10 protein-coding genes are annotated in these 24660 nt (G+C 49.9%); 2 read left to right on the top strand and 8 right to left on the bottom strand.

The features are described 5' to 3' along the window. Positions 1 to 169 precede the first annotated feature (169 nt). The 8 genes from NX720_RS02745 to NX720_RS02710 form a co-directional block, all read right to left on the bottom strand. A complete protein-coding gene (locus tag NX720_RS02745; RefSeq protein WP_262599233.1) occupies positions 170 to 2914 on the bottom strand; it encodes a WD40 repeat domain-containing protein in 2745 nt (914 codons plus the stop codon). Between the two features lie 266 nt (positions 2915 to 3180). Next, positions 3181 to 4815 (bottom strand): IS1634 family transposase, encoded by a 1635-nt coding sequence (locus tag NX720_RS02740; protein ID WP_262596076.1) that lies wholly within the window; start codon positions 4813 to 4815, stop codon positions 3181 to 3183. A gap of 43 nt (positions 4816 to 4858) precedes the next feature. Continuing rightward, entirely contained in the window at positions 4859 to 7609 is a 2751-nt protein-coding gene (locus NX720_RS02735; RefSeq protein ID WP_262599231.1) for a WD40 repeat domain-containing protein, read from the bottom strand. A gap of 213 nt (positions 7610 to 7822) precedes the next feature. Beyond that, positions 7823 to 10567 (bottom strand): WD40 repeat domain-containing protein, encoded by a 2745-nt coding sequence (locus tag NX720_RS02730; protein WP_262599229.1) that lies wholly within the window; start codon positions 10565 to 10567, stop codon positions 7823 to 7825. A gap of 213 nt (positions 10568 to 10780) precedes the next feature. Then, a complete protein-coding gene (locus NX720_RS02725) occupies positions 10781 to 13657 on the bottom strand; it encodes a WD40 repeat domain-containing protein (protein WP_262599228.1) in 2877 nt (958 codons plus the stop codon). Positions 13658 to 13870: 213 nt separating this feature from the next. Beyond that, on the bottom strand, positions 13871 to 16615 hold the full coding sequence (locus tag NX720_RS02720; protein WP_262599227.1) for a WD40 repeat domain-containing protein: 2745 nt from the start codon (positions 16613 to 16615) through the stop codon (positions 13871 to 13873). A gap of 337 nt (positions 16616 to 16952) precedes the next feature. Further along, positions 16953 to 19787, bottom strand: coding sequence for an F-box/WD repeat-containing protein (locus NX720_RS02715; RefSeq protein ID WP_262599225.1), 2835 nt, complete (start codon positions 19785 to 19787; stop codon positions 16953 to 16955). Positions 19788 to 20125: 338 nt separating this feature from the next. Then, on the bottom strand, positions 20126 to 23011 hold the full coding sequence (locus NX720_RS02710; protein WP_262599224.1) for an F-box/WD repeat-containing protein: 2886 nt from the start codon (positions 23009 to 23011) through the stop codon (positions 20126 to 20128). 231 nt (positions 23012 to 23242) lie between these two features. Here NX720_RS02710 and NX720_RS02705 point away from each other — a divergent pair, with 231 nt between their 5' ends. Together NX720_RS02705 and NX720_RS02700 are read left to right on the top strand one after the other, a co-directional pair. Continuing rightward, complete coding sequence (locus NX720_RS02705) at positions 23243 to 24046, top strand: Cof-type HAD-IIB family hydrolase (protein WP_262599223.1); 804 nt, start codon at positions 23243 to 23245, stop codon at positions 24044 to 24046. An 87-nt stretch (positions 24047 to 24133) separates the two neighbouring features. Then, entirely contained in the window at positions 24134 to 24637 is a 504-nt protein-coding gene (locus tag NX720_RS02700; protein ID WP_262599222.1) for a peroxiredoxin family protein, read from the top strand. Positions 24638 to 24660 lie beyond the last annotated feature (23 nt).

Raw genomic sequence — 24660 nt, 5'->3', positions numbered from 1 at the left:
CTGACAGTTACCGCAAAAAACACATCAAAGCGCTGCGGCCATAATGGTTTTATTTAAACTAGCAGAATTTCCAGTGCACACTTTTCAATCAGTTAGTTTTGCTATGAATTTTTAGTTCAGGCACCACTGGTATTTTTTACATCATTAAGCAATATATTTTCTCCATTAACTAATATGTTTTCTTCGTTTCAGAATCCTTGCTAAGAGCCCACACCTTTAAGGTGTTGTCCGTAGAGGCGGAAGCCAGCCGCCCAACGGCCAATGGCGTGACTGAGAAAACCGCGCCGGTATGCCCCTCCAGCGTCGCCACGCATCGCTTCCCGTCGGGCTTGTTTAGATCCCACACCCTTACGGTCTGGTCAAAAGAGCCGGAAGCCAGCCGCCCATCGGCCAATGACGTGACTGAGGCCACCAAGCTGGTATGCCCTTTCAGCGTCGCCACGCATTGCTCCCCGTCGGGCTTGCTCAGATCCCACACCCTTACGTTTTCGTCCCAGGAAGCAGAAGCCAGTCGCCCATCGGCCAATGGCGTGACTGAGGCCATCTTTTTGGTATGTCCATACAGCGTCACCACGCATTGCTCCCCGTCGGGCTTGCTCAGATCCCACACTCTTACGGTCGTGTCCCAAGAGCCGGAAGCCAGCCGCCCATCGGCCAATGGCGTGACTGAGATCACCCGGTTGGTATGCCCTTCCAACGTCGCCACGCATTGCTCCCCGTCGGGCTTGCTCAGATCCCACACCTTTATGGTCCTGTCACTAGAGCCGGAAGCCAGCCGCCAATCGGCCAATGGCGTGACTGAGTTCACGCTGTCGGTATGCCCATTCAGCGTCATCACACATTGCTCCCCGGCGGGCTTGCTTAGATCCCACACCTTTACGGTCTTGTCTAAAGAGCCGGAAGCCAGCCGCCCATCGGCCAGTAGCGTGACTGATTTCACCCAGTGGGTATGCCCTTCCAGCGTTACCACGCATTGCTTCCCGTCGGGCTTGCTCAGATCCCACACCCTTACGGTATTGTCACAAGAGCTAGAAGCCAGCCGTCCATCGGCCAATGGTGTGACTGAGTTCAAAGCGTTGGTATGCCCATACAGCGTCGCCACGCATTGCTGCTGAGTACTATTTCCCAGAGAAGTCAGGTATTTATTGCTTGTGGCTCTATGATAAGCAAGCCGTAACAAAGGGTCATCAATTGCATTGTTTGGAACAGCAGGTACGTCGCTGTTTTTTATTATTTTTCTATACGCTTCCAGAGCAGAGCCATAATATTGATCGGATAGTTTTTTCAGTTTTTCTTCTATGTTGAGAGCTGTGAAAAAACGCTTAGCTGTTAAACTCCAGCGATTAACATCATGCCATGACAAGCCCTTAGCTATTTCAAGCAAGATCTCAGGTGGTAGAGTCTGCAAAGTCGGTACCTCTTTCAGGGGATTAACCGAAACGTCATTCGTAGTTTTTTCTTCTGCCTGATTGCCAGACGGGGTTGATGGCTTCTCTTTAGCCGCCTCCTGTTTAGCCATGAGGCAGTTTGTGCATAAGCCATTGGAGTTTACCTGTGCATTCCCACAGAATGTACATGAGTTGATTTCCGGATTCCCGGAACCGTCTCCTCCTCCCCCGTTGTTACCAAAACTTTTAACCGGCTGACCATGGTTGTTACAGGCATAGCCATCTGGATTATTCCGAGGCAGGTCATTCATTGCTCCGTTTGCTTCTTTCTCTCCTCCGGAGCATCCCACTCCTGAAGGGCAAGAGCCCGGAAAAACCGATACGCTAAGTAATCGGGCATTACCCGCTTTTGGGTTCAGGTTGAGATCTTCACAGTGATAGCTAAGGACGTCGGCAAGGGGCGAGTGCTTTTTCAAATAGTTTTCAAGCGTTTCTTTCAATTTATCCGGATCGCTTTCAGCCAAAGCGAGGAACAGTCCCGGATCCCCATCAAGCCCTGCCCGCTTTATTGAACACCACATTTGCGATGTAACAGGAATCTCCCGTCGCTCCCAACCCCGCCAGATCACCAGAATGATTTGAGGTCTTAAAACCAGTTTTTTAACCTCCCCGGGCTGACCAGCTGTACCAGGAATACTGACAGCCACCCCATGCATTCTGCTCGTTACTTCAAAGAAAAATAAAGGGCGGCGGTCATTCCCTCCGGGTCTCCTTTTAAATGAGTCATCGTGGTCATCGAAGCTGCCGCCACCAGAAGAACCGGTGAGCAGATCATCACGATCACCGGGCAGATTATTTTGTTTAGTGATGTCAGATATGTCCGGCAATGAGCGGCGGGAATAGGGCGAGCCATGATTTTCTGCATTATTACCCTTTTTCAGAACCAACGCTGTCGGGACAACAAGATCGACTGACGGCTTTTCAGACCTGTTCAGTACGCTGGAATCATCTGAGTCAATACCGGTGCAATCCGGTGCAATCCGCCAGCCATCATCCCCTGCAATCACCAGCCAGCCCGAGCCTTTTCCCGTTAAACGGACACTGGCCACCGACTGCCAGCCGCCTTCGTCTGGCGTGACCTCACCCATTTCTACATTAAGCTCTGTCGAGCCTGAAATCGTGGGAGGATAGGAATAGCCCCCTTCAAAGACTTTAGCCGCTCTTCGGAAACAAATACGCAAGCTGTCGTTTTTACAACCATCCCAGCGGGTATAAACCTGGTTTTTTTCTGGCTGAACAAAATCACTGGAGGTCTTGTTGATTTCATAAGAAAAAAGAAGAGAAGGCGCATCATTGGCAAGCACTATCTGACTGATTTTAACTGCCGCCTTATTTGAGGGACTGTCCCGCCACATCCATTCTGGCAGGATGGAAAAAGCACTTCCGTATCCAGTCATCGGTAAAAAAAATGACAGAGCAAGCAATAAAAGCAGCTGATTAATAACGAGCAGCTTAATTGTTTTCATAATGGTACAAAACCGAGAATCAGGAATAGGAGTTCAGGTTTGAGCTGACAGTTACCGCAAAAAACACATCAAAGCGCTGCGGCCATAATGGTTTTATTTAAACTAGCAGAATTTCCAGTGCACACTTTTCAATCAGTTAGTTTTGCTATGAATTTTTAGTTCAGGCACTACTGGTATTTTTTACATCATTAAGCAATATATTTTCTCCATTAACTAATATGTTTTCTTCGTTTCAGAATCCTTGCTACCGTCATTCACCACCCTATTCAGGAATAAATTTCTTGGTACGTTGAGCCCAAAATAAAAATGATCGTCGATTGCCTCTCTGATATTCCAACCATGTGTTTCTCCGTCCCGTTAACCGACAGCACATGAATCCCATCAAAGCACAGGAAAACCCATCTGCCCGTTGGGTTCTGGGCTGGTTTCTTCTTCATGTCCGGGAACGTTCGGCTCTGCCTTTTCAGTTCATAGCGGATTCGATGCTGAATTGCAGCATAGACCATAAGACAGAGTGTCATCACCATTAACAGGGCCTCAATACGCTCAGGTTTTTTGAGATACAGTGAAGACACCAGAAAATCAGGGCTCTTCAGGAAGCGAAAACCTCTCTCAACCTGCTGCTGGGATTTATACGTCCTCAGTAGTTCGCCAGCGTCAAGCCGGACTGTATCTGTATCGTTGGTTGCCAGAACAAAACAACCCAACGATGCTTCTGCATCACGACGAGTCTGTACAGCAACCGTGCAGGAGCCTGTCACATAATATTCATAGTGGTCGGGAACCGTCCCATCAGCAGGACGGCCTTTGGTTTTATAGCAGGGACTCTCGATGATCTCAGGTTCAGCCTGGCAGTATACGGACTGTTTTTGCCATAGCTTGAAAGCTTCCATGGCATCCGATTCGCAACAGAATGGCTTCTTGCCCAATTTCTCAAGTTCCTTGAACTCCTTCAGGGACTTTTTCTGCATACGCCTTGTCAGTGTCTTCTGTTCTGTTTTCTGGCTTTGATTATTTCGAAACAGTACCCAACGTTGTACGACACCTGCATAGTCAGACAGAGTCTCTACAGATTCGTAATGCTCAAACCCTTCAACCTCAACCATTGAGCGCAATGGCGCACTTTGAACCAGTTCTTTGGCTGCACCAATGTTGAGAGGAACTCTGGAGATAAACAACTGATCCTGCTGACTCAGTTCCTGAACGGTTTCAGCCACATACAATGCAGCATCACCGATGAAGTAACGGGCATTCAGTGCCGCCTTGAAGCTCTTTATATGCTCAGAAACCACTTGTTTGAAACTGGTCTTGTCCGTCACATTACCGCTGGCTGCTTTCATAAACATCGGAATGCCTGCCCGGTTTTCGGTCAGCAGGAGCAATATGGCCTGGTTCAGGTCAGGACGATGATCTCGGCTGTAGCCCTTGCAAAGCCTGATGCAATTGAGGTCCTCGTCACTTACTTCCTCCTCGCTGTTATAACGGCCATCGACGTGAAATCCTGTGCCATCAAGGTTGAGTGCATCACATGGCAATTTGAGATGCGTAGCCACCTTGATAGCCAGCTCAAAATAGACTTTACTGACACCCAGTTCAAACAGTTCATCCAGTGTTCTTCCAAGAACTTTGTCGTTTATGTGTTCGGGCTCAATCCCCTCTCTGATCAGTTTATCGAGGGGTTTATTGGAGAAGAACTGAGGGAACATGTGGAGAGACTGCCCCGTAAAGCCGAGGCCATTGATAATCATCGCGACAACGGCCTCACCGTGGGAGATGTTCCATTCGTCAGATACTTTGGGCGCGCGCCTGTCGATATGGTCGGCAATGCCCAGCTCTTTGCACATTCCAGCCACTAGACCGAGATGATCCATGACCTGAGAGTGGTATTGAATAGGAGGCATAACAAGGCTTCTTGATATTTGCTTATCTGATAGATAGCAGGTATTAGGAAAATGTCATGTTGGGTGGTGAATGTCGGTTGCTAAGAGCCCACACCTTTAAGGTGTTGTCCGTAGAGGCGGAAGCCAGCCGCCCAACGGCCAATGGCGTGACTGAGAAAACTGCGCCGGTATGCCCCTCCAGCGTCGCCACGCATCGCTTCCCGTCGGGCTTGTTTAGATCCCACACCCTTACGGTCTGGTCAAAAGAGCCGGAAGCCAGCCGCCCATCGGCCAATGACGTGACTGAGGCCACCAAGCTGGTATGCCCTTTCAGCGTCGCCACGCATTGCTCCCCGTCGGGCTTGCTTAGATCCCACACCTTTACGGTCATGTCATCAGAGCCGGAAGCTAGTCGCCCATCGGCCAATGGCGTGACTGAGGTCACCTGGCGGGTATGCCCCTTCAGCGTCACCACGCATTGCTCCCCGTCGGGCTTGCTCAGATCCCACACCCTTACGTTTTCGTCCCAGGAAGCAGAAGCCAGTCGCCCATCGGCCAATGGCGTGACTGAGGTCACCCGGCGGGTATGCCCCTTCAGCGTCACCACGCATTGCTCCCCGTCGGGCTTGCTCAGATCCCACACCTTTACGGTCTTGTCTAAAGAGCCGGAAGCCAGCCGCCCATCGGCCAATGGCGTGACTGAGTTCACGCTGTCGGTATGCCCATTCAGCGTCATCACACATTGCTCCCCGGCGGGCTTGCTTAGATCCCACACCTTTACGGTCTTGTCTAAAGAGCCGGAAGCCAGCCGCCCATCGGCCAGTAGCGTGACTGATTTCACCCAGTGGGTATGCCCTTCCAGCGTTACCACGCATTGCTTCCCGTCGGGCTTGCTCAGATCCCACACCCTTACGGTATTGTCACAAGAGCTAGAAGCCAGCCGTCCATCGGCCAATGGTGTGACTGAGTTCAAAACGTTGGTATGCCCATACAGCGTCGCCACGCATTGCTGCTGAGTACTATTTCCCAGAGAAGTCAGGTATTTATTGCTTGTGGCTCTATGATAAGCAAGCCGTAACAAAGGGTCATCAATTGCATTGTTTGGAACAGCAGGTACGTCGCTGTTTTTTATTATTTTTCTATACGCTTCCAGAGCAGAGCCATAATATTGATCGGATAGTTTTTTCAGTTTTTCTTCTATGTTGAGAGCTGTGAAAAAACGCTTAGCTGTTAAACTCCAGCGATTAACATCATGCCATGACAAGCCCTTAGCTATTTCAAGCAAGATCTCAGGTGGTAGAGTCTGCAAAGTCGGTACCTCTTTCAGGGGATTAACCGAAACGTCATTCGTAGTTTTTTCTTCTGCCTGATTGCCAGACGGGGTTGATGGCTTCTCTTTAGCCGCCTCCTGTTTAGCCGTGAGGCAGTTTGTGCATAAGCCATTGGAGTTTACCTGTGCATTCCCGCAGAATGTACATGAGTTGATTTCCGGATTCCCGGAACCGTCTCCTCCTCCCCCGTTGTTACCAAAACTTTTAACCGGCTGACCATGGTTGTTACAGGCATAGCCATCTGGATTATTCCGGGGCAGGTCATTCATTGCTCCGTTTGCTTCTTTCTCTCCTCCGGAGCATCCCACTCCCGAAGGGCAAGAGCCCGGAAAAACCGATACGCTAAGTAATCGGGCATTACCCGCTTTTGGGTTCAGGTTGAGGTCTTCACAGTGATAGCTAAGGACGTCGGCAAGGGGCGAGTGCTTTTTCAAATAGTTTTCAAGCGTTTCTTTCAATTTATCCGGATCGCTTTCAGCCAAAGCGAGAAACAGTCCCGGATCCCCATCAAGCCCTGCCCGCTTTATTGAACACCACATTTGCGATGTAACAGGAATCTCCCGTCGCTCCCAACCCCGCCAGATCACCAGAATGATTTGAGGTCTTAAAACCAGTTTTTTAACCTCCCCGGGCTGACCAGCTGTACCAGGAATACTGACAGCCACCCCATGCATTCTGCTCATCACTTCAAAGAAAAATAAAGGGCGGCGGTCATTCCCTCCGGGTCTCCTTTTAAATGAGTCATCGAGGTCATCGAAGCTGCCGCCACCAGAAGAACCGGTGAGCAGATCATCACGATCACCGGGCAGATTATTTTGTTTAGTGATGTCAGATATGTCCGGCAATGAGCGGCGGGAATAGGGCGAGCCATGATTTTCTGCATTATTACCCTTTTTCAGAACCAACGCTGTCGGGACAACAAGATCGACTGACGGCTTTTCAGACCTGTTCAGTACGCTGGAATCATCTGAGTCAATACCGGTGCAATCCGGTGCAATCCGCCAGCCATCATCCCCTGCAATCGCCAGCCAGCCCGAGCCTTTTCCCGTTAAACGGACACTGGCCACCGACTGCCAGCCGCCTTCGTCTGGCGTGACCTCACCCATTTCTACATTAAGCTCTGTCGAGCCTGAAATCGTGGGAGGATAGGAATAGCCCCCTTCAAAGACTTTAGCCGCTCTTCGGAAACAAATACGCAAGCTGTCGTTTTTACAACCATCCCAGCGGGTATAAACCTGGTTTTTTTCTGGCTGAACAAAATCACTGGAGGTCTTGTTGATTTCATAAGAAAAAAGAAGAGAAGGCGCATCATTGGCAAGCACTATCTGACTGATTTTAACTGCCGCCTTATTTGAGGGACTGTCCCGCCACATCCATTCTGGCAGGATGGAAAAAGCACTTCCGTATCCAGTCATCGGTAAAAAAAATGACAGAGCAAGCAATAAAAGCAGCTGATTAATAACGAGCAGCTTAATTGTTTTCATAATGGTACAAAACCGAGAATCAGGAATAGGAGTTCAGGTTTGAGCTGACAGTTACCGCAAAAAACACATCAAAGCGCTGCGGCCATAATGGTTTTATTTAAACTAGCAGAATTTCCAGTGCACACTTTTCAATCAGTTAGTTTTGCTATGAATTTTTAGTTCAGGCACCACTGGTATTTTTTACATCATTAAGCAATATATTTTCTCCATTAACTAATATGTTTTCTTCGTTTCAGAATCCTTGCTAAGAGCCCACACCTTTAAGGTGTTGTCCGTAGAGGCGGAAGCCAGCCGCCCAACGGCCAATGGCGTGACTGAGAAAACCGCGCCGGCATGCCCCGCCAGCGTCGCCACGCATCGCTTCCCGTCGGGCTTGTTTAGATCCCACACCCTTACGGTCTCGTCAAAAGAGCCGGAAGCCAGCCGCCCATCGGCCAATGACGTGACTGAGGCCACCAAGCTGGTATGCCCTTTCAGCGTCGCCACGCATTGCTCCCCGTCGGGCTTGCTAAGATCCCACACTTTTATGGTCTCATCCCAAGAGACGGAAGCCAGTCGCCCATCGGCCAATGGCGTGACTGAGGCCATCTTTTTGGTATGTCCATACAGCGTCACCACGCATTGCTCCCCGTCGGGCTTGCTCAGATCCCACACTCTTACGGTCGTGTCCCAAGAGCCGGAAGCCAGCCGCCCATCGGCCAATGGCGTGACTGAGATCACCCGGTTGGTATGCCCTTCCAACGTCGCCACGCATTGCTCCCCGTCGGGCTTGCTCAGATCCCACACCTTTATGGTCCTGTCACTAGAGCCGGAAGCCAGCCGCCAATCGGCCAATGGCGTGACTGAGTTCACCCCGTCGGTATGCCCATTCAGCGTCATCACACATTGCTCCCCGGCGGGCTTGCTTAGATCCCACATCTTTACGGTCTTGTCAAAAGAGCCGGAAGCCAGCCGCCCATCGGCCAGTAGCGTGACTGATTTCACCCAGTGGGTATGCCCTTCCAGCGTTACCACGCATTGCTTCCCGTCGGGCTTGCTCAGATCCCACACCCTTACGGTATTGTCACAAGAGCTAGAAGCCAGCCGTCCATCGGCCAATGGTGTGACTGAGTTCAAAGCGTTGGTATGCCCATACAGCGTCGCCACGCATTGCTGCTGAGTACTATTTCCCAGAGAAGTCAGGTATTTATTGCTTGTGGCTCTATGATAAGCAAGCCGTAACAAAGGGTCATCAATTGCATTGTTTGGAACAGCAGGTACGTCGCTGTTTTTTATTATTTTTCTATACGCTTCCAGAGCAGAGCCATAATATTGATCGGATAGTTTTTTCAGTTTTTCTTCTATGTTGAGAGCTGTGAAAAAACGCTTAGCTGTTAAACTCCAGCGATTAACATCATGCCATGACAAGCCCTTAGCTATTTCAAGCAAGATCTCAGGTGGTAGAGTCTGCAAAGTCGGTACCTCTTTCAGGGGATTAACCGAAACGTCATTCGTAGTTTTTTCTTCTGCCTGATTGCCAGACGGGGTTGATGGCTTCTCTTTAGCCGCCTCCTGTTTAGCCGTGAGGCAGTTTGTGCATAAGCCATTGGAGTTTACCTGTGCATTCCCGCAGAATGTACATGAGTTGATTTCCGGATTCCCGGAACCGTCTCCTCCTCCCCCGTTGTTACCAAAACTTTTAACCGGCTGACCATGGTTGTTACAGGCATAGCCATCCGGATTATTCCGGGGCAGGTCATTCATTGTTCCGTTTGCTTCTTTCTCTCCTCCGGAGCATCCCACTCCCGAAGGGCAAGATCCCGGAAAAACCGATACGCTAAGTAATCGGGCATTACCCGCTTTTGGGTTCAGGTTGAGGTCTTCACAGTGATAGCTAAGGACGTCGGCAAGGGGCGAGTGCTTTTTCGAATAGTTTTCAAGCGTTTCTTTCAATTTATCCGGATCGCTTTCAGCCAAAGCGAGGAACAGTCCCGGATCCCCATCAAGCCCTGCCCGCTTTATTGAACACCACATTTGCGATGTAACAGGAATCTCCCGTCGCTCCCAACCCCGCCAGATCACCAGAATGATTTGAGGTCTTAAAACCAGTTTTTTAACCTCCCCGGGCTGACCAGCTGTACCAGGAATACTGACAGCCACCCCATGCATTCTGCTCGTTACTTCAAAGAAAAATAAAGGGCGACGGCCACTCCCTCCGGGTCGCCTTTTAAATGAGTCATCGAGGTCATCGAAGCTGCCGCCACCAGAAGAACCGGTGAGCAGATTATCACGATCACCGGGCAGATTATTTTTTTTATTGATGTCAGATATGTCCGGCAATGAGCGGCGGGAATAGGGGGAGCCATGATCTTCTGCATTATTACCCTTTTCCAGAACCAACGCTGTCGGGACAACAAGATCGACTGACGGCTTTTCAGACCTGTTCAGTACGCTGGAATCATCTGAGTCAATACCGGTGCAATCCGGTGCAATCCGCCAGCCATCATCCCCTGCAATCGCCAGCCAGCCCGAGCCTTTTCCCGTTAAACGGACACTGGCCACCGACTGCCAGCCGCCTTCGTCTGGCGTGACCTCACCCATTTCTACATCAAGCTCTGTCGAGCCTGAAATCGTGGGAGGATAGGAGTAGCCCCCTGCAAAGACTTTAGCCGCTCTTCGGAAACAAATACGCAAGCTGTCGTTTTTACAACCATCCCAGCGGGTATAAACCTGGTTTTTTTCTGGCTGAACAAAATCACTGGAGGTCTTGTTGATTTCATAAGAAAAATGAAGAGAAGGCGCATCATTGGCAAGCACTATCTGACTGATTTTAACTGCCGCCTTATTTGAGGGACTGTCCCGCCACATCCATCCTGGCAGGATGGAAAAAGCACTTCCGTATCCAGTCATCGGTAAAAAAAATGACAGAGCAAGCAATAAAAGCAGCTGATTAATAACGAGCAGCTTAATTGTTTTCATAATGGTACAAAACCGAGAATCAGGAATAGGAGTTCAGGTTTGAGCTGACAGTTACCGCAAAAAACACATCAAAGCGCTGCGGCCATAATGGTTTTATTTAAACTAGCAGAATTTCCAGTGCATACTTTTCAATCAGTTAGTTTTGCTATGAATTTTTAGTTCAGGCACTACTGGTATTTTTTACATCATTAAGCAATATATTTTCTCCATTAACTAATATGTTTTCTTCGTTTCAGAATCCTTGCTAAGAGCCCACACCTTTAAGGTGTTGTCCGTAGAGGCGGAAGCCAGCCGCCCAACGGCCAATGGCGTGACTGAGAAAACTGCGTCGGTATGCCCCTCCAGCGTCGCCACGCATCGCTTTCCGTCGGGCTTTTTTAGATCCCATACCCTTACGGTCTGGTCAAAAGAGCCGGAAGCCAGCCGCCCATCGGCCAATGACGTGACTGAGGCCACCAAGCTGGTATGCCCTTTCAGCGTCGCCACGCATTGCTCCCCGTCGGGCTTGCTCAGATCCCACACCCTTACGTTTTCGTCCCAGGAAGCAGAAGCCAGTCGCCCATCGGCCAATGGCGTGACTGAGGCCATCTTTTTGGTATGTCCATACAGCGTCACCACGCATTGCTCCCCGTCGGGCTTGCTCAGATCCCACACTCTTACGGTCGTGTCCCAAGAGCCGGAAGCCAGCCGCCCATCGGCCAATGGCGTGACTGAGATCACCCGGTGGGTATGCCCTTCCAACGTCGCCACGCATTGCTCCCCGTCGGGCTTGCTCAGATCCCACACTTTTATGGTCCTATCCCAAGAGACGGAAGCCAGCCGCCCATCGGCCAATGGCGTGACTGAGATCACCCGGTGGGTATGCCCTTCCAACGTCGCCACGCATTGCTCCCCGTCGGGCTTGCTCAGATCCCACACCTTTACGGTCATGTCATTAGAGCCGGAAGCCAGCCGCCCATCGGCCAATGGCGTGACTGAGTTCACCCAGTCGGTATGCCCATTCAGCGTCATCACACATTGCTCCCCGGCGGGCTTGCTTAGATCCCACACCTTTACGGTCTTGTCTAAAGAGCCGGAAGCCAGCCGCCCATCGGCCAGTAGCGTGACTGATGTCACCCAGTGGTTATGCCCTTCCAGCGTTACCACGCATTGCTTCCCGTCGGGCTTGCTCAGATCCCACACCCTTACGGTCCAGTCATTAGAGGCGGAAGCCAGCCGCCTATTGGCCAATGGTGTGACTGAGGTCAAACTGTTGGTATGCCCATACAGCGTCGCCACGCATTGCTGCTGAGTACTATTTCCCAGAGAAGTCAGGTATTTATTGCTTGTGGCTCTATGATAAGCAAGCCGTAACAAAGGGTCATCAATTGCATTGTTTGGAACAGCAGGTACGTCGCTGTTTTTTATTATTTTTCTATACGCTTCCAGAGCAGAGCCATAATATTGATCGGATAGTTTTTTCAGTTTTTCTTCTATGTTGAGAGCTGTGAAAAAACGCTTAGCTGTTAAACTCCAGCGATTAACATCATGCCATGACAAGCCCTTAGCTATTTCAAGCAAGATCTCAGGTGGTAGAGTCTGCAAAGTCGGTACCTCTTTCAGGGGATTAACCGAAACGTCATTCGTAGTTTTTTCTTCTGCCTGATTGCCAGACGGGGTTGATGGCTTCTCTTTAGCCGCCTCCTGTTTAGCCGTGAGGCAGTTTGTGCATAAGCCATTGGAGTTTACCTGTGCATTCCCGCAGAGTTTACATGAGTTGATTTCCGGATTCCCGGAACCGTCTCCCCCTCCCCCGTTGTTACCAAAACTTTTAACCGGCTGACCATGGTTGTTACAGGCATAGCCATCTGGATTATTCCGGGACAGGTCATTCATTGCTCCGTTTGCTTCTTTCTCTCCTCCGGAGCATCCCACTCCCGAAGGGCAAGAGCCCGGAAAAACCGATACGCTAAGTAATCGGGCATTACCCGCTTTTGGGTTCAGGTTGAGGTCTTCACAGTGATAGCTAAGGACGTCGGCAAGGGGCGAGTGCTTTTTCGAATAGTTTTCAAGCGTTTCTTTCAATTTATCCGGATCGCTTTCAGCCAGAGCGAGAAACAGTCCCGGATCCCGATCAAGCCCTGCCCGCTTTATTGAACCCCACATTTGCGATGTAACAGGAATCTCCTGTCGCTCCCAACCCCGCCAGATCACCAGAATAATTTGAGGTCTTAAAACCAGTTTTTTAACCTCCCCGGGCTGACCTACTGTACCAAAAACACTGACAGCCACCCCAAGCATTCTGCTCATCACTTCAAAGAAAAATAAAGGGCGGCGGTCATTCCCTCCGGGTCTCCTCTCAAATGAGTCATCGTGGTCATCGAAGCTGCCGCCACCAGAAGAACCGGTGAGCAGATCATCACGATCACCGGGCAGATTATTTTGTTTAGTGATGTCAGATATGTCCGGCAATGAGCGGCGGGAATAGGGCGAGCCATGATTTTCTGCATTATTACCCTTTTTCAGAACCAACGCTGTCGGGACAACAAGATCGACTGACGGCTTTTCAGACCTGTTCAGTACGCTGGAATCATCTGAGTCAATACCGGTGCAATCCGGTGCAATCCGCCAGCCATCATCCCCTGCAATCACCAGCCAGCCCGAGCCTTTTCCCGTTAAACGGACACTGGCCACCGACTGCCAGCCGCCTTCGTCTGGCGTGACCTCACCCATTTCTACATTAAGCTCTGTCGAGCCTGAAATCGTGGGAGGATAGGAATAGCCCCCTTCAAAGACTTTAGCCGCTCTTCGGAAACAAATACGCAAGCTGTCGTTTTTACAACCATCCCAGCGGGTATAAACCTGGTTTTTTTCTGGCTGAACAAAATCACTGGAGGTCTTGTTGATTTCATAAGAAAAAAGAAGAGAAGGCGCATCATTGGCAAGCACTATCTGACTGATTTTAACTGCCGCCTTATTTGAGGGACTGTCCCGCCACATCCATTCTGGCAGGATGGAAAAAGCACTTCCGTATCCAGTCATCGGTAAAAAAAATGACAGAGCAAGCAATAAAAGCAGCTGATTAATAACGAGCAGCTTAATTGTTTTCATAATGGTACAAAACCGAGAATCAGGAATAGGAGTTCAGGTTTGAGCTGACAGTTACCGCAAAAAACACATCAAAGCGCTGCGGCCATAATGGTTTTATTTAAACTAGCAGAATTTCCAGTGCACACTTTTCAATCAGTTAGTTTTGCTATGAATTTTTAGTTCAGGCACTACTGGTATTTTTTACATCATTAAGCAATATATTTTCTCCATTAACTAATATGTTTTCTTCGTTTCAGAATCCTTGCTAAGAGCCCACACCTTTAAGGTGTTGTCCGTAGAGGCGGAAGCCAGCCGCCCAACGGCCAATGGCGTGACTGAGAAAACCGCGCCGGTATGCCCCTCCAGCGTCGCCACGCATCGCTTCCCGTCGGGCTTGTTTAGATCCCACACCCTTACGGTCTGGTCAAAAGAGCCGGAAGCCAGCCGCCCATCGGCCAATGACGTGACTGAGGTCGCCAAGCTGGTATGCCCTTTCAGCGTCGCCACGCATTGCTCCCCGTCGGGCTTGCTCAGATCCCACACCCTTACGTTTTCGTCCCAGGAAGCAGAAGCCAGTCGCCCATCGGCCAATGGCGTGACTGAGGTCACCCGGCGGGTATGCCCCTTCAGCGTCACCACGCATTGCTCCCCGTCGGGCTTGCTCAGATCCCACACTTTTATGGTCCTATCCCAAGAGACGGAAGCCAGCCGCCCATCGGCCAATGGCGTGACTGAGATCACCCGGTGGGTATGCCCTTCCAACGTCGCCACGCATTGCTCCCCGTCGGGCTTGCTCAGATCCCACACCTTTACGGTCATGTCATTAGAGCCGGAAGCCAGCCGCCCATCGGCCAATGGCGTGACTGAGTTCACCCAGTCGGTATGCCCATTCAGCGTCATCACACATTGCTCCCCGGCGGGCTTGCTTAGATCCCACACCTTTACGGTCTTGTCTAAAGAGCCGGAAGCCAGCCGCCCATCGGCCAGTAGCGTGACTGATGTCACCCAGTGGTTATGCCCTTCCAGCGTTACCACGCATTGCTTCCCGTCGGGCTTGCTCAGATCCCACACCCTTACGGTCCAGTCATTAGAGGCGGAAGCCAGCCGCCTATTGGCCAATGGTGTGACTGAGGTCAAACTGTTGGTATGCCCATACAGCGTCGCCACGCATTGCTGCTGAGTACTATTTCCCAGAGAAGTCAGGTATTTATTGCTTGTGGCTCTATGATAAGCAAGCCGTAACAAAGGGTCATCAATTGCATTGTTTGGAACAGCAGGTACGTCGCTGTTTTTTATTATTTTTCTATACGCTTCCAGAGCAGAGCCATAATATTGATCGGATAGTTTTTTCAGTTTTTCTTCTATGTTGAGAGCTGTGAAAAAACGCTTAGCTGTTAAACTCCAGCGATTAACATCATGCCATGACAAGCCCTTAGCTATTTCAAGCAAGATCTCAGGTGGTAGAGTCTGCAAAGTCGGTACCTCTTTCAGGGGATTAACCGAAACGTCATTCGTAGTTTTTTCTTCTGCCTGATTGCCAGACGGGGTTGATGGCTTCTCTTTAGCCGCCTCCTGTTTAGCCGTGAGGCAGTTTGTGCATAAGCCATTGGAGTTTACCTGTGCATTCCCGCAGAGTGTACATGAGTTGATTTCCGGATTCCCGGAACCGTCTCCCCCTCCCCCGTTGTTACCAAAACTTTTAACCGGCTGACCATGGTTGTTACAGGCATAGCCATCTGGATTATTCCGGGACAGGTCATTCATTGCTCCGTTTGCTTCTTTCTCTCCTCCGGAGCATCCCACTCCCGAAGGGCAAGAGCCCGGAAAAACCGATACGCTAAGTAATCGGGCATTACCCGCTTTTGGGTTCAGGTTGAGGTCTTCACAGTGATAGCTAAGGACGTCGGCAAGGGGCGAGTGCTTTTTCGAATAGTTTTCAAGCGTTTCTTTCAATTTATCCGGATCGCTTTCAGCCAGAGCGAGAAACAGTCCCGGATCCCGATCAAGCCCTGCCCGCTTTATTGAACACCACATTTGCGATGTAACAGGAATCTCCTGTCGCTCCCAACCCCGCCAGATCACCAGAATGATTTGAGGTCTTAAAACCAGTTTTTTAACCTCCCCGGGCTGACCAGCTGTACCAAAAACACTGACAGCCGCCCCAGGCATTCTGCTCATCACTTCAAAGAAAAATAAAGGGCGGCGGTCATTCCCTCCGGGTCTCCTCTCAAATGAGTCATCGAGGTCATCGAAGCTGCCGCCACCAGAAGAACCGGTGAGCAGATCATCACGATCACCGGGCAGATTATTTTTTTTAGTGATGTCAGATATGTCCGGCAATGAGCGGCGGGAATAGGGGGAGCCATGATCTTCTGCATTATTACCCTTTTCCAGAACCGACGCTGTCGGGACAACAAGATCGACTGACGGCTTTTCAGACTTGTTCAGTACGCTGGAATCATCTGAGTCAATACCGCTGCAATCTGGTGCAATCCGCCAGCCATCGTCCCCTGCAATCGCCAGCCAGCCCGAGCCTTTTCCCGTTAAACGGACACTGGCCACCGACTGCCAGCCGCCTTCGTCTGGCGTGACCTCACCCATTTCTATATTAAGCTCTGTCGAGCCTGAAATCGTGGGAGGATAGGAATAGCCCCCTGCAAAGACTTTAGCCGCTCTTCGGAAACAAATACGCAAGCTGTCGTTTTTACAACCATCCCAGCGGGTATAAACCTGGTTTTTTTCTGGCTGAACAAAATCACTGGAGGTCTTGTTGATTTCATAAGAAAAATGAAGAGAAGGCGCATCATTGGCAAGCACTATCTGACTGATTTTAACTGCCGCCTTATTTGAGGGACTGTTCAACCCCATCCATTCTGGCAGGATGGAAAAAGCACTTCCGTATCCAGTCATCGGTAAAAAAAATGACAGAGCAAGCAATAAAAGCAGCTGATTAATAACGAGCAGCTTAATTGTTTTCATAATGGTACAAAACCGAGAATCAGGAATAGGAGTTCAGGTTTGAGCTGACAGTTACCGCAAAAAACACATCAAAGCGCTGCGGCCATAATGGTTTTATTTAAACTAGCAGAATTTCCAGTGCACACTTTTCAACCCGTCAGTTTTGCTATGAATCAGTACTTATTTGCCAAATCACCATGGCTCGGGTTCAATATGTTTGAAAACTCCTGTGGAACCTGAGGTAAGGAGGCATGCAGTGGTTGTTTCAGACTTGGAAGGTAGGCCGCCGCGCGGCGACTTTTAGCTCGGGCACCACTGGTATTTTTTACATTATTAAGCAATATATTTTCTCCATTAACTAATATGTTTTCTTCGTTTCAGAATCCTTGCTCAGAGCCCACACCTTTATGGTGCAGTCCAGAGAGGAGGAAGCCAGCCCCCCATTGGCCAATGACGTGACTGAGGTTATACAGATGAAATGCCCATCCAGCGTCACCACGCATTGCTCCCCGTTGGGCTTGCTCAGATCCCACACCTTTATGGTATTGTCATAAGAGGCGGAAACCAGCCGCCCATCGGCCAATGGCGTGACTGAGGTTACAGCGCAGGTATGCCCCCCTTGCGTCGCCACGCATTGCTCTCTCAGATCCCACACCCTTACGGTGTCGTCAGCAGAGCCGGAAGCCAGCCGCCCATCGGCCAATGGTGTGACTGAGGTCACATTTCTGGTATGCCCTTCCAGCGTCACCACGCATTGCTCCCAGTTGGGTTTGCTCAGATCCCACACCTTTATGGTCTTGTCAAAAGAGGCAGAAGCCAGCCGCCTATCGGCCAATGGTTTGACTGAGGCCACCTTTTTGGTATGTCCATACAGCGTCACCACGCATTGCTCCCCGTCGGGCTTGCTCAGATCCCACACTCTTACGGTCGTGTCCCAAGAGCCGGAAGCCAGCCGCCCATCGGCCAGTGGCGTGACTGATGTCACCATGTTGGTATGCCCTTTCAGCGTCGCCACGCATTGCTGCCCGTCGGGCTTGCTCAGATCCCACACCTTTACGGTGCGGTCTTCAGAGGCGGAAGCCAGCCGGCCATCGGCCAATGGCGTGACTGAGGTCACATCTCTGGTATGCCCTTCCAGCGTCACCACGCATTGCTCCCCGTCGGGTTTGCTCAGATCCCACACCTTTACGGTTTTGTCCCGAGAGCCGGAAGCCAGCCGCCCATCGGCCAATGACGTGACTGATGTCACCGCGTCGGTATGCCCTTTCAGCGTCGCCACGCATTGCTGCCGAGTACTACTTCCCAGAGAAGTCAGGTATTTATTGCTTGCGATTCTACGATAAGCAAGCCGTAACAAAGGGTCATCAATTTCACTGTTTGGAACAGCAGGTAAATCCATGTTTTTTATTCTTTCTCTATACGCTTCCTCAGCAGAGCCATAATATTGATGGGATAGTTTTGTCAGTTTTTCTTTTATGTTGAATGTGTAGAAAACTTCGAAAAAACGCTTAGCTGCTAAACTCCAGCGATTAACATCACGCCATGACAAGCCCTTAGCTATTTCAAACAAGATCACAATTGGTAGATTCACTAAAGACAACCCCCCTTCCTGGAGACCAACCGAAATGCCCTTTGCAGTCTTTTCTTCTGCCTGGTTGCCAGACAGGTTTGTTGCCCTGCCAAAAAACCAGGTAGTTCCAGTAAGTGCTGTAAGCAGGTTATTTTTTTTATCTTCCCGCGCCGCAGGTAAAGGCAGGTGGGATGATGGCTTCTCTTTAGCCGCCTCCTGTTTAGCCATGAGGCAGTTTGCGCATAAACCATTGGAGTTTACCTGTGCATTCCCACAGAATGTACATGAGTTGATTTCCGGATTCCCGGAACCGTCTCCTCCTCCCCCGTTGTTACCAAAACTTTTAACCGGCTGAACATGGTTGTTACAGGCATAGCCATCTGGATTATTCCGGGGCAGGTCATTCATTGCTCCGTTTGCTTCTTTCTCTCCTCCGGAGCATCCCACTCCCGAAGGGCAAGATCCCGGAAAAACCGATACGCTAAGTAATCGGGCATTACCCGCTTTTGGGTTCAGGTTGAGATCTTCACAGTGATAGCTAAGGACGTCGGCAAGGGGCGAGTGCTTTTTCGAATAGTTTTCAAGCGTTTCTTTCAATTTATCCGGATCGCTTTCAGCCAGAGCGAGAAACAGTCCCGGATCCCGATCAAGCCCTGCCCGCTTTATTGAACACCACATTTGCGATGTAACAGGAATCTCCCGTCGCTCCCAACCCCGCCAGATCACCAGAATGATTTGAGGTCTTAAAACCAGTTTTTTAACCTCCCCGGGCTGACCTGCTGTACCAAAAACACTGACAGCCACCCCAAGCATTCTGCTCATCACTTCAAAGAAAAATAAAGGGCGGCGGTGATTCCCTCCGGGTCTCCTTTTAAATAAGTCATCGTGGTCATCGAAGCTGCCGCCACCAGAAGAACCGGTGAGCAGATCATCACGATCACCGGGCAGATTATTTTGTTTAGTGATGTCAGATATGTCCGGCAATGAGCGGCGGGAATAGGGGGAGCCATGATCTTCTGCATTATTACCCTTTTCCAGAACCAACGCTGTCGGGACAACAAGATCGACTGACGGCTTTTCAGACCTGTTCAGTACGCTGGAATCATCTGAGTCAATGCCGCTGCAATCCGGTGCAATCCGCCAGCCATCATCCCCTGCAATCGTCAGCCAGCCCGAGCCTTTTCCCGTTAAACGGACACTGGCCACCGACTGCCAGCCGCCTTCGTCTGGCGTGACCTCACCCATTTCTACATTAAGCTCTGTCGAGCCTGAAATCGTGGGAGGATAGGAGTAGCCCTCTTCAAAGACTTTAGCCGCTCTTCGGAAACAAATACGCAAGCTGTCGTTTTTACAACCATCCCAGCGGGTATAAACCTGGTTTTTTTCTGGCTGAACAAAATCACTGGAGGTCTTGTTGATTTCATAAGAAAAAAGAAGAGAAGGCGCATCATTGGCAAGCACTATCTGACTGATTTTAACTGCCGCCTTATTTGAGGGACTGTTCCACCACATCCATTCTGGCAGGATGGAAAAAGCACTTCCGTATCCAGTCATCGGTAAAAAAAATGACAGAGCAAACAATAAAAGCAGCTGATTAATAACGATCAGCTTAATTGTTTTCATAATGGTACAAAACCCTGAATCAGGAATAGGGGTTCAAGTTTGAGCCGACAGTTACCGCAAAAAAACACATCAAAGCGCTGCGGCCATAATGGTTTTATTTAAACTAGCAGAATTTCCAGTGCGCACTTTTCAACCCGTCAGTTTTGCTATGAATTAGTACTTATTTACCAAATTGCCATGGCTCGGGTTCAATATGTTTGAAAACTCCTGTGGAACCTGAGGTAAGGAGGCATGCAGTGGTTGTTTCAGACTTGGAAGGTAGGCCGCTGCGCAGCGACTTTTAGCTCGGGCACCACTGGTATTTTTTACATTATTAACCAATATATTTTCTCCATTAACTAATATGTTTTCTTCGTTTCAGAATCCTTGCTCAGAGCCCACACCTTTATGGTGCGGTCCAGAGAGGAGGAAGCCAGCCCCCCATTGGCCAATGACGTGACTGAGGTTATACAGATGAAATGCCCATCCAGCGTCACCACGCATTGCTCCCCGTCGGGCTTGCTCAGATCCCACACCTTTATGGTATTGTCCCAAGAGCCGGAAATCAGCCGCCCATCGGCCAATGGCGTGACTGAGGATACAAAGCCGGTATGCCCCCCTAGCGTCGCCACGCATTGCTCTCTCAGATCCCACACCTTTATGGTATTGTCCCAAGAGCCGGAAGCCAGCCGCCCATCGGCCAATGGTGTGACTGAGTTCACCTCGTAGGTATGTCCATACAGCGTCACCACGCATTGCTCCCATTTGGGCTTGCTCAGATCCCACACCTTTATGGTCTTGTCAAAAGAGGCAGAAGCCAGCCGCCCATCGGCCAATGGTGTGACTGAGGCCACCTTTTTGGTATGTCCATACAGCGCTCCATGCAGCGTCACCACGCATTGCTCCCCGTCGGGCTTGCTCAGATCCCACACTCTTACGGTCGTGTCCCAAGAGCCGGAAGCCAGCCGCCCATCGGCCAGTGGCGTGACTGAGATCACATGGTGGGTATGCCCCTTCAGCGTCGCCACGCATTGCTGCCCGTCGGGCTTGCTCAGATCCCACACCTTTACGGTGCGGTCTTCAGAGGCGGAAGCCAGTCGGCCATCGGCCAATGGCGTGACTGAGGTCACATCGAGGGTATGCCCCTTCAGCGTCGCCACGCATTGCTTCCCGTCGGGCTTGCTCAGATCCCACACCTTTACGGTCCTGTCAGCAGAGCCGGAAGCCAGCCGCCCATCGGCCAATGACGTGACTGAGGTCGCCGCCTTGGTATGCCCTTTCAGCGTCGCCACGCATTGCTGCCGAGTACTACTTCCCAGAGAAGTCAGGTATTTATTGCTTTTGTATCTTTGATAAGCAAGCCGTAACAAAGGGTCATCAATTTCACTGTTTGGAACAGCAGGTAAATCCATGTTTTTTATTCTTTCTCTATACGCTTCCTCAGCAGAGCCATAATATTGATGGGATAGTTTTGTCAGTTTTTCTTTTATGTTGAATGTGTAGAAAACTTCGAAAAAATGCTTAGCTGTTAAACTCCAGCGATTAACATCACGCCAGGACAAGCCCTTAGCTATTTCAAACAAGACCACAATTGGTAGATTCACTAAAGACAACACCCCTTTCTGGAGACCAACCGAAGTGCCCTTTGCAGTCTTTTCTTCTGCCTGGTTGCCAGACAGGTTTGTTGCCCTGCCAAAAAACCAGGTAGTTCCAGTAAGTGCTGTAAGCAGGCTATTTTTTTTATCTTCCCGCGCCGCAGGTAAAGACAGGTGGGATGATGGCTTCTCTTTAGCCACCTCCTGTTTAGCCGTGAGGCAGTTTGTGCATAAGCCATTGGAGTTTACCTGTGCATTCCCGCAGAGTGTACATGAGTTGATTTCCGGATTCCCGGAACCGTCTCCTCCTCCCCCGTTGTTACCAAAACTTTTAACCGGCTGACCATGGTTGTTACAGGCATAGCCATCTCGATTATTCCGGGGCAGGCCATTCATTACTCCGTTTGCTTCTTTCTCTCCTCCGGAGCATCCCACTCCCGAAGGGCAAGAGCCCGGAAAAACCGATACGCTAAGTAATCGGGCATTACCCGCTTTTGGGTTCAGGTTGAGATCTTCACAGTGATAGCTAAGGACGTCGGCAAGGGGCGAGTGCTTTTTCGAATAGTTTTCAAGCGTTTCTTTCAATTTATCCGGATCGCTTTCAGCCAAAGCGAGAAACAGTCCCGGATCCCGATCAAGCCCTGCCCGCTTTATTGAACACCACATTTGCGATGTAACAGGAATCTCCCGTCGCTCCCAACCACGCCAGATCACCAGAATGATTTGAGGTCTTAAAACCAGTTTTTTAACCTCCCCGGGCTGACCTGCTGTACCAAAAACACTGACAGCCACCCCAAGCATTCTGCTCATCACTTCAAAGAAAAATAAAGGGCGGCGGTCATTCCCTCCGGGTCGCCTTTTAAATGAGTCATCGTGGTCATCGAAGCTGCCGCCACCAGAAGAACCGGTGAGCAGATCATCACGATCACCGGGCAGATTATTTTGTTTAGTGATGTCAGATATGTCCGGCAATGAGCGGCGGGAATAGGGCGAGCCATGATCTTCTGCATTATTACCCTTTTCCAGAACCAACGCTGTCGGGACAACAAGATCGACTGACGGCTTTTCAGACCTTTTCAGTACGCTGGAATCATCTGAGTCAATACCGCTGCAATCCGGTGCAATCCGCCAGCCATCATCCCCTGCAATCGCCAGCCAGCCCGAGCCTTTTCCCGTTAAACGGACACTGGCCATCGACTGCCAGCCGCCTTCGTCTGGCGTGACCTCACCCATTTCTACATTAAGCTCTGTCGAGCCTGAAATCGTGGGAGGATAGGAATAGCCCCCTTCAAAGACTTTAGCCGCTCTTCGGAAACAAATACGCAAGCTGTCGTTTTTACAACCATCCCAGCGGGTATAAACCTGGTTTTTTTCTGGCTGAACAAAATCACTGGAGGTCTTGTTGATTTCATAGGAAAAAAGAAGAGAAGGCGCATCATTGGCAAGCACTATCTGACTGATTTTAACTGCCGCCTTATTTGAGGGACTGTCCCGCCAAATCCATTCTGGCAGGATGGAAAAAGCACTTCCGTATCCCATCCATCCTGGCAGGATAAAAAAAGCACTTCCGTATCCAGTCATCGGTAAAAAAAATGACAGAGCAAGCAATAAAAGCAGCTGATTAATAACGAGCAGCTTAATTGTTTTCATAATGGTACAAAACCGAGAATCAGGAATAGGAGTTCAGGTTTGAGCTGACAGTTACCGCAAAAAACACATCAAAGCGCTGCGGCCATAATGGTTTTATTTAAACTAGCAGAATTTCCAGTGCACACTTTTCAACCCGTCAGTTTTGCTATGAATTAGTACTTATTTGCCAAATTGCCATGGCTCGGGTTCAATATGGTTTGAAAACTCCCGTGAAACCCGAGGTAAGTAGGCATGCATGCAGTGGTTGTTTCAGATCTGGACGGAACGCTTCTTAACAGTCAGCACGAAATCACCCCACACACAAAGCAGGTGATTCGTCGTTTACATGACGCAGGTATCAAATTTGTGTTTGCGACCGGGCGTCATCATGTTGATGTGAGCAGGCTGGCAGAAGATCTGGACATCAGCATGTATCTGATTACTGCCAATGGTGCCAGAGTGCATAACCCGTCCGGGCAGATCATTATTCGTCACGATATTTTCCCGGAACTGGTACCGGAACTGATCAACATGGGACGAGAATTTTCGGGTAACGTGTTGACCAACGTCTATCAGGAAGACTCCTGGTTTATTGAAGAACAACACGAGTCTGTTGAGCAGTTTAGCGATGAGAACAAGTTTGCTTACCAGTTGCAGGATCTGGACACGGTAAACACTACGGGTATCAGCAAAATCTTTTATCTGGCAGAAAAGCACGAAGACCTGCTGCCACTGGAGCAACGAATCAATGAGGAACTGGGCGACAGTGTGACTATGACGTTCTCTCTGCCAATTTGTCTTGAGGTTATGGCTCCCGGTGTCTGCAAGGGGGTAGCGCTGGCAGAGGTATTAAGGCTCAAAGGGCACAGGTTTAAAGATACTATCGCTTTTGGTGATGGCATGAATGACTATGAAATGTTACAGGGAGTGGATAAAGGTCTGCTGATGGGCAATGCACACCAGAAGCTCAGGGCGTTGCTGCCAGATCATGAAGTGATTGGTCATTGTGATGATAATGCGGTTGCGGAATTTCTTGAGAGACACTATTCGCATTAACAGCAATGGCCACTAAAAATTAGACACCGGATGGGATAGCCCTCATGATTAAATAATCATGAAAAACGGTTATTGAGAGGGAACTCAATGAGCATCGAAGTGGGCGATCATTTACCCGATATAACCCTTCACGAATATATCGCTGAAGCCTCCAAATACGATCAGGTGGGTCCCAAAGCCTGGCGGCTGCCTGATCTTGCCCATAAAAAGAAAGTGGTCGCCATTGGGGTGATTGGTGCCTTTACACCGATTTGTACCAGCAATCACCTGCCCGGTTATCTGAAAATGGAGGATGACTTTAAAGCCCGGGGAGTCGATGAGCTCTGGTGTATTTCAGTCAACGATCCCTTTGTGCTGCATGCCTGGTCAGAAAGCCTGAAAATTAATGGACGCATGCGTATGCTGGGGGACGGTTCTGCTGAACTGGTGACGTTGATGGATGTTACCCTCGATCTGACTTCAAGAGGAATGGGTGTACGTTCCGACCGGTTTGCCATGGTGGTTGATAACGGTGAAATTACCCATTTTTATCGGGAGGAAACAGGTTGTTTCTGTCTGACCTCCGCAGAGAATGTGCTGAAAAAACTGTGATCGCTTTTCATTCATCAACTACG

It is taken from the genome of Endozoicomonas euniceicola, from assembly GCF_025562755.1.
GTDB classification, from domain to species: Bacteria; Pseudomonadota; Gammaproteobacteria; order Pseudomonadales; family Endozoicomonadaceae; genus Endozoicomonas_A; species Endozoicomonas_A euniceicola.
This window is presented reverse-complemented; position numbering and strand designations above follow the sequence as displayed.

Bases quoted from the DNA above. Each gene is read 5' to 3' on its own strand.
- NX720_RS02745 (WP_262599233.1), bottom strand. From the start codon at position 2,914: ATGAAAACAATTAAGCTGCTCGTTATTAATCAGCTGCTTTTATTGCTT.
- NX720_RS02740 (WP_262596076.1), bottom strand. From the start codon at position 4,815: ATGCCTCCTATTCAATACCACTCTCAGGTCATGGATCATCTCGGTCTA.
- NX720_RS02735 (WP_262599231.1), bottom strand. From the start codon at position 7,609: ATGAAAACAATTAAGCTGCTCGTTATTAATCAGCTGCTTTTATTGCTT.
- NX720_RS02730 (WP_262599229.1), bottom strand. From the start codon at position 10,567: ATGAAAACAATTAAGCTGCTCGTTATTAATCAGCTGCTTTTATTGCTT.
- NX720_RS02725 (WP_262599228.1), bottom strand. From the start codon at position 13,657: ATGAAAACAATTAAGCTGCTCGTTATTAATCAGCTGCTTTTATTGCTT.
- NX720_RS02720 (WP_262599227.1), bottom strand. From the start codon at position 16,615: ATGAAAACAATTAAGCTGCTCGTTATTAATCAGCTGCTTTTATTGCTT.
- NX720_RS02715 (WP_262599225.1), bottom strand. From the start codon at position 19,787: ATGAAAACAATTAAGCTGATCGTTATTAATCAGCTGCTTTTATTGTTT.
- NX720_RS02710 (WP_262599224.1), bottom strand. From the start codon at position 23,011: ATGAAAACAATTAAGCTGCTCGTTATTAATCAGCTGCTTTTATTGCTT.
- NX720_RS02705 (WP_262599223.1), top strand. From the start codon at position 23,243: ATGCATGCAGTGGTTGTTTCAGATCTGGACGGAACGCTTCTTAACAGT.
- NX720_RS02700 (WP_262599222.1), top strand. From the start codon at position 24,134: ATGAGCATCGAAGTGGGCGATCATTTACCCGATATAACCCTTCACGAA.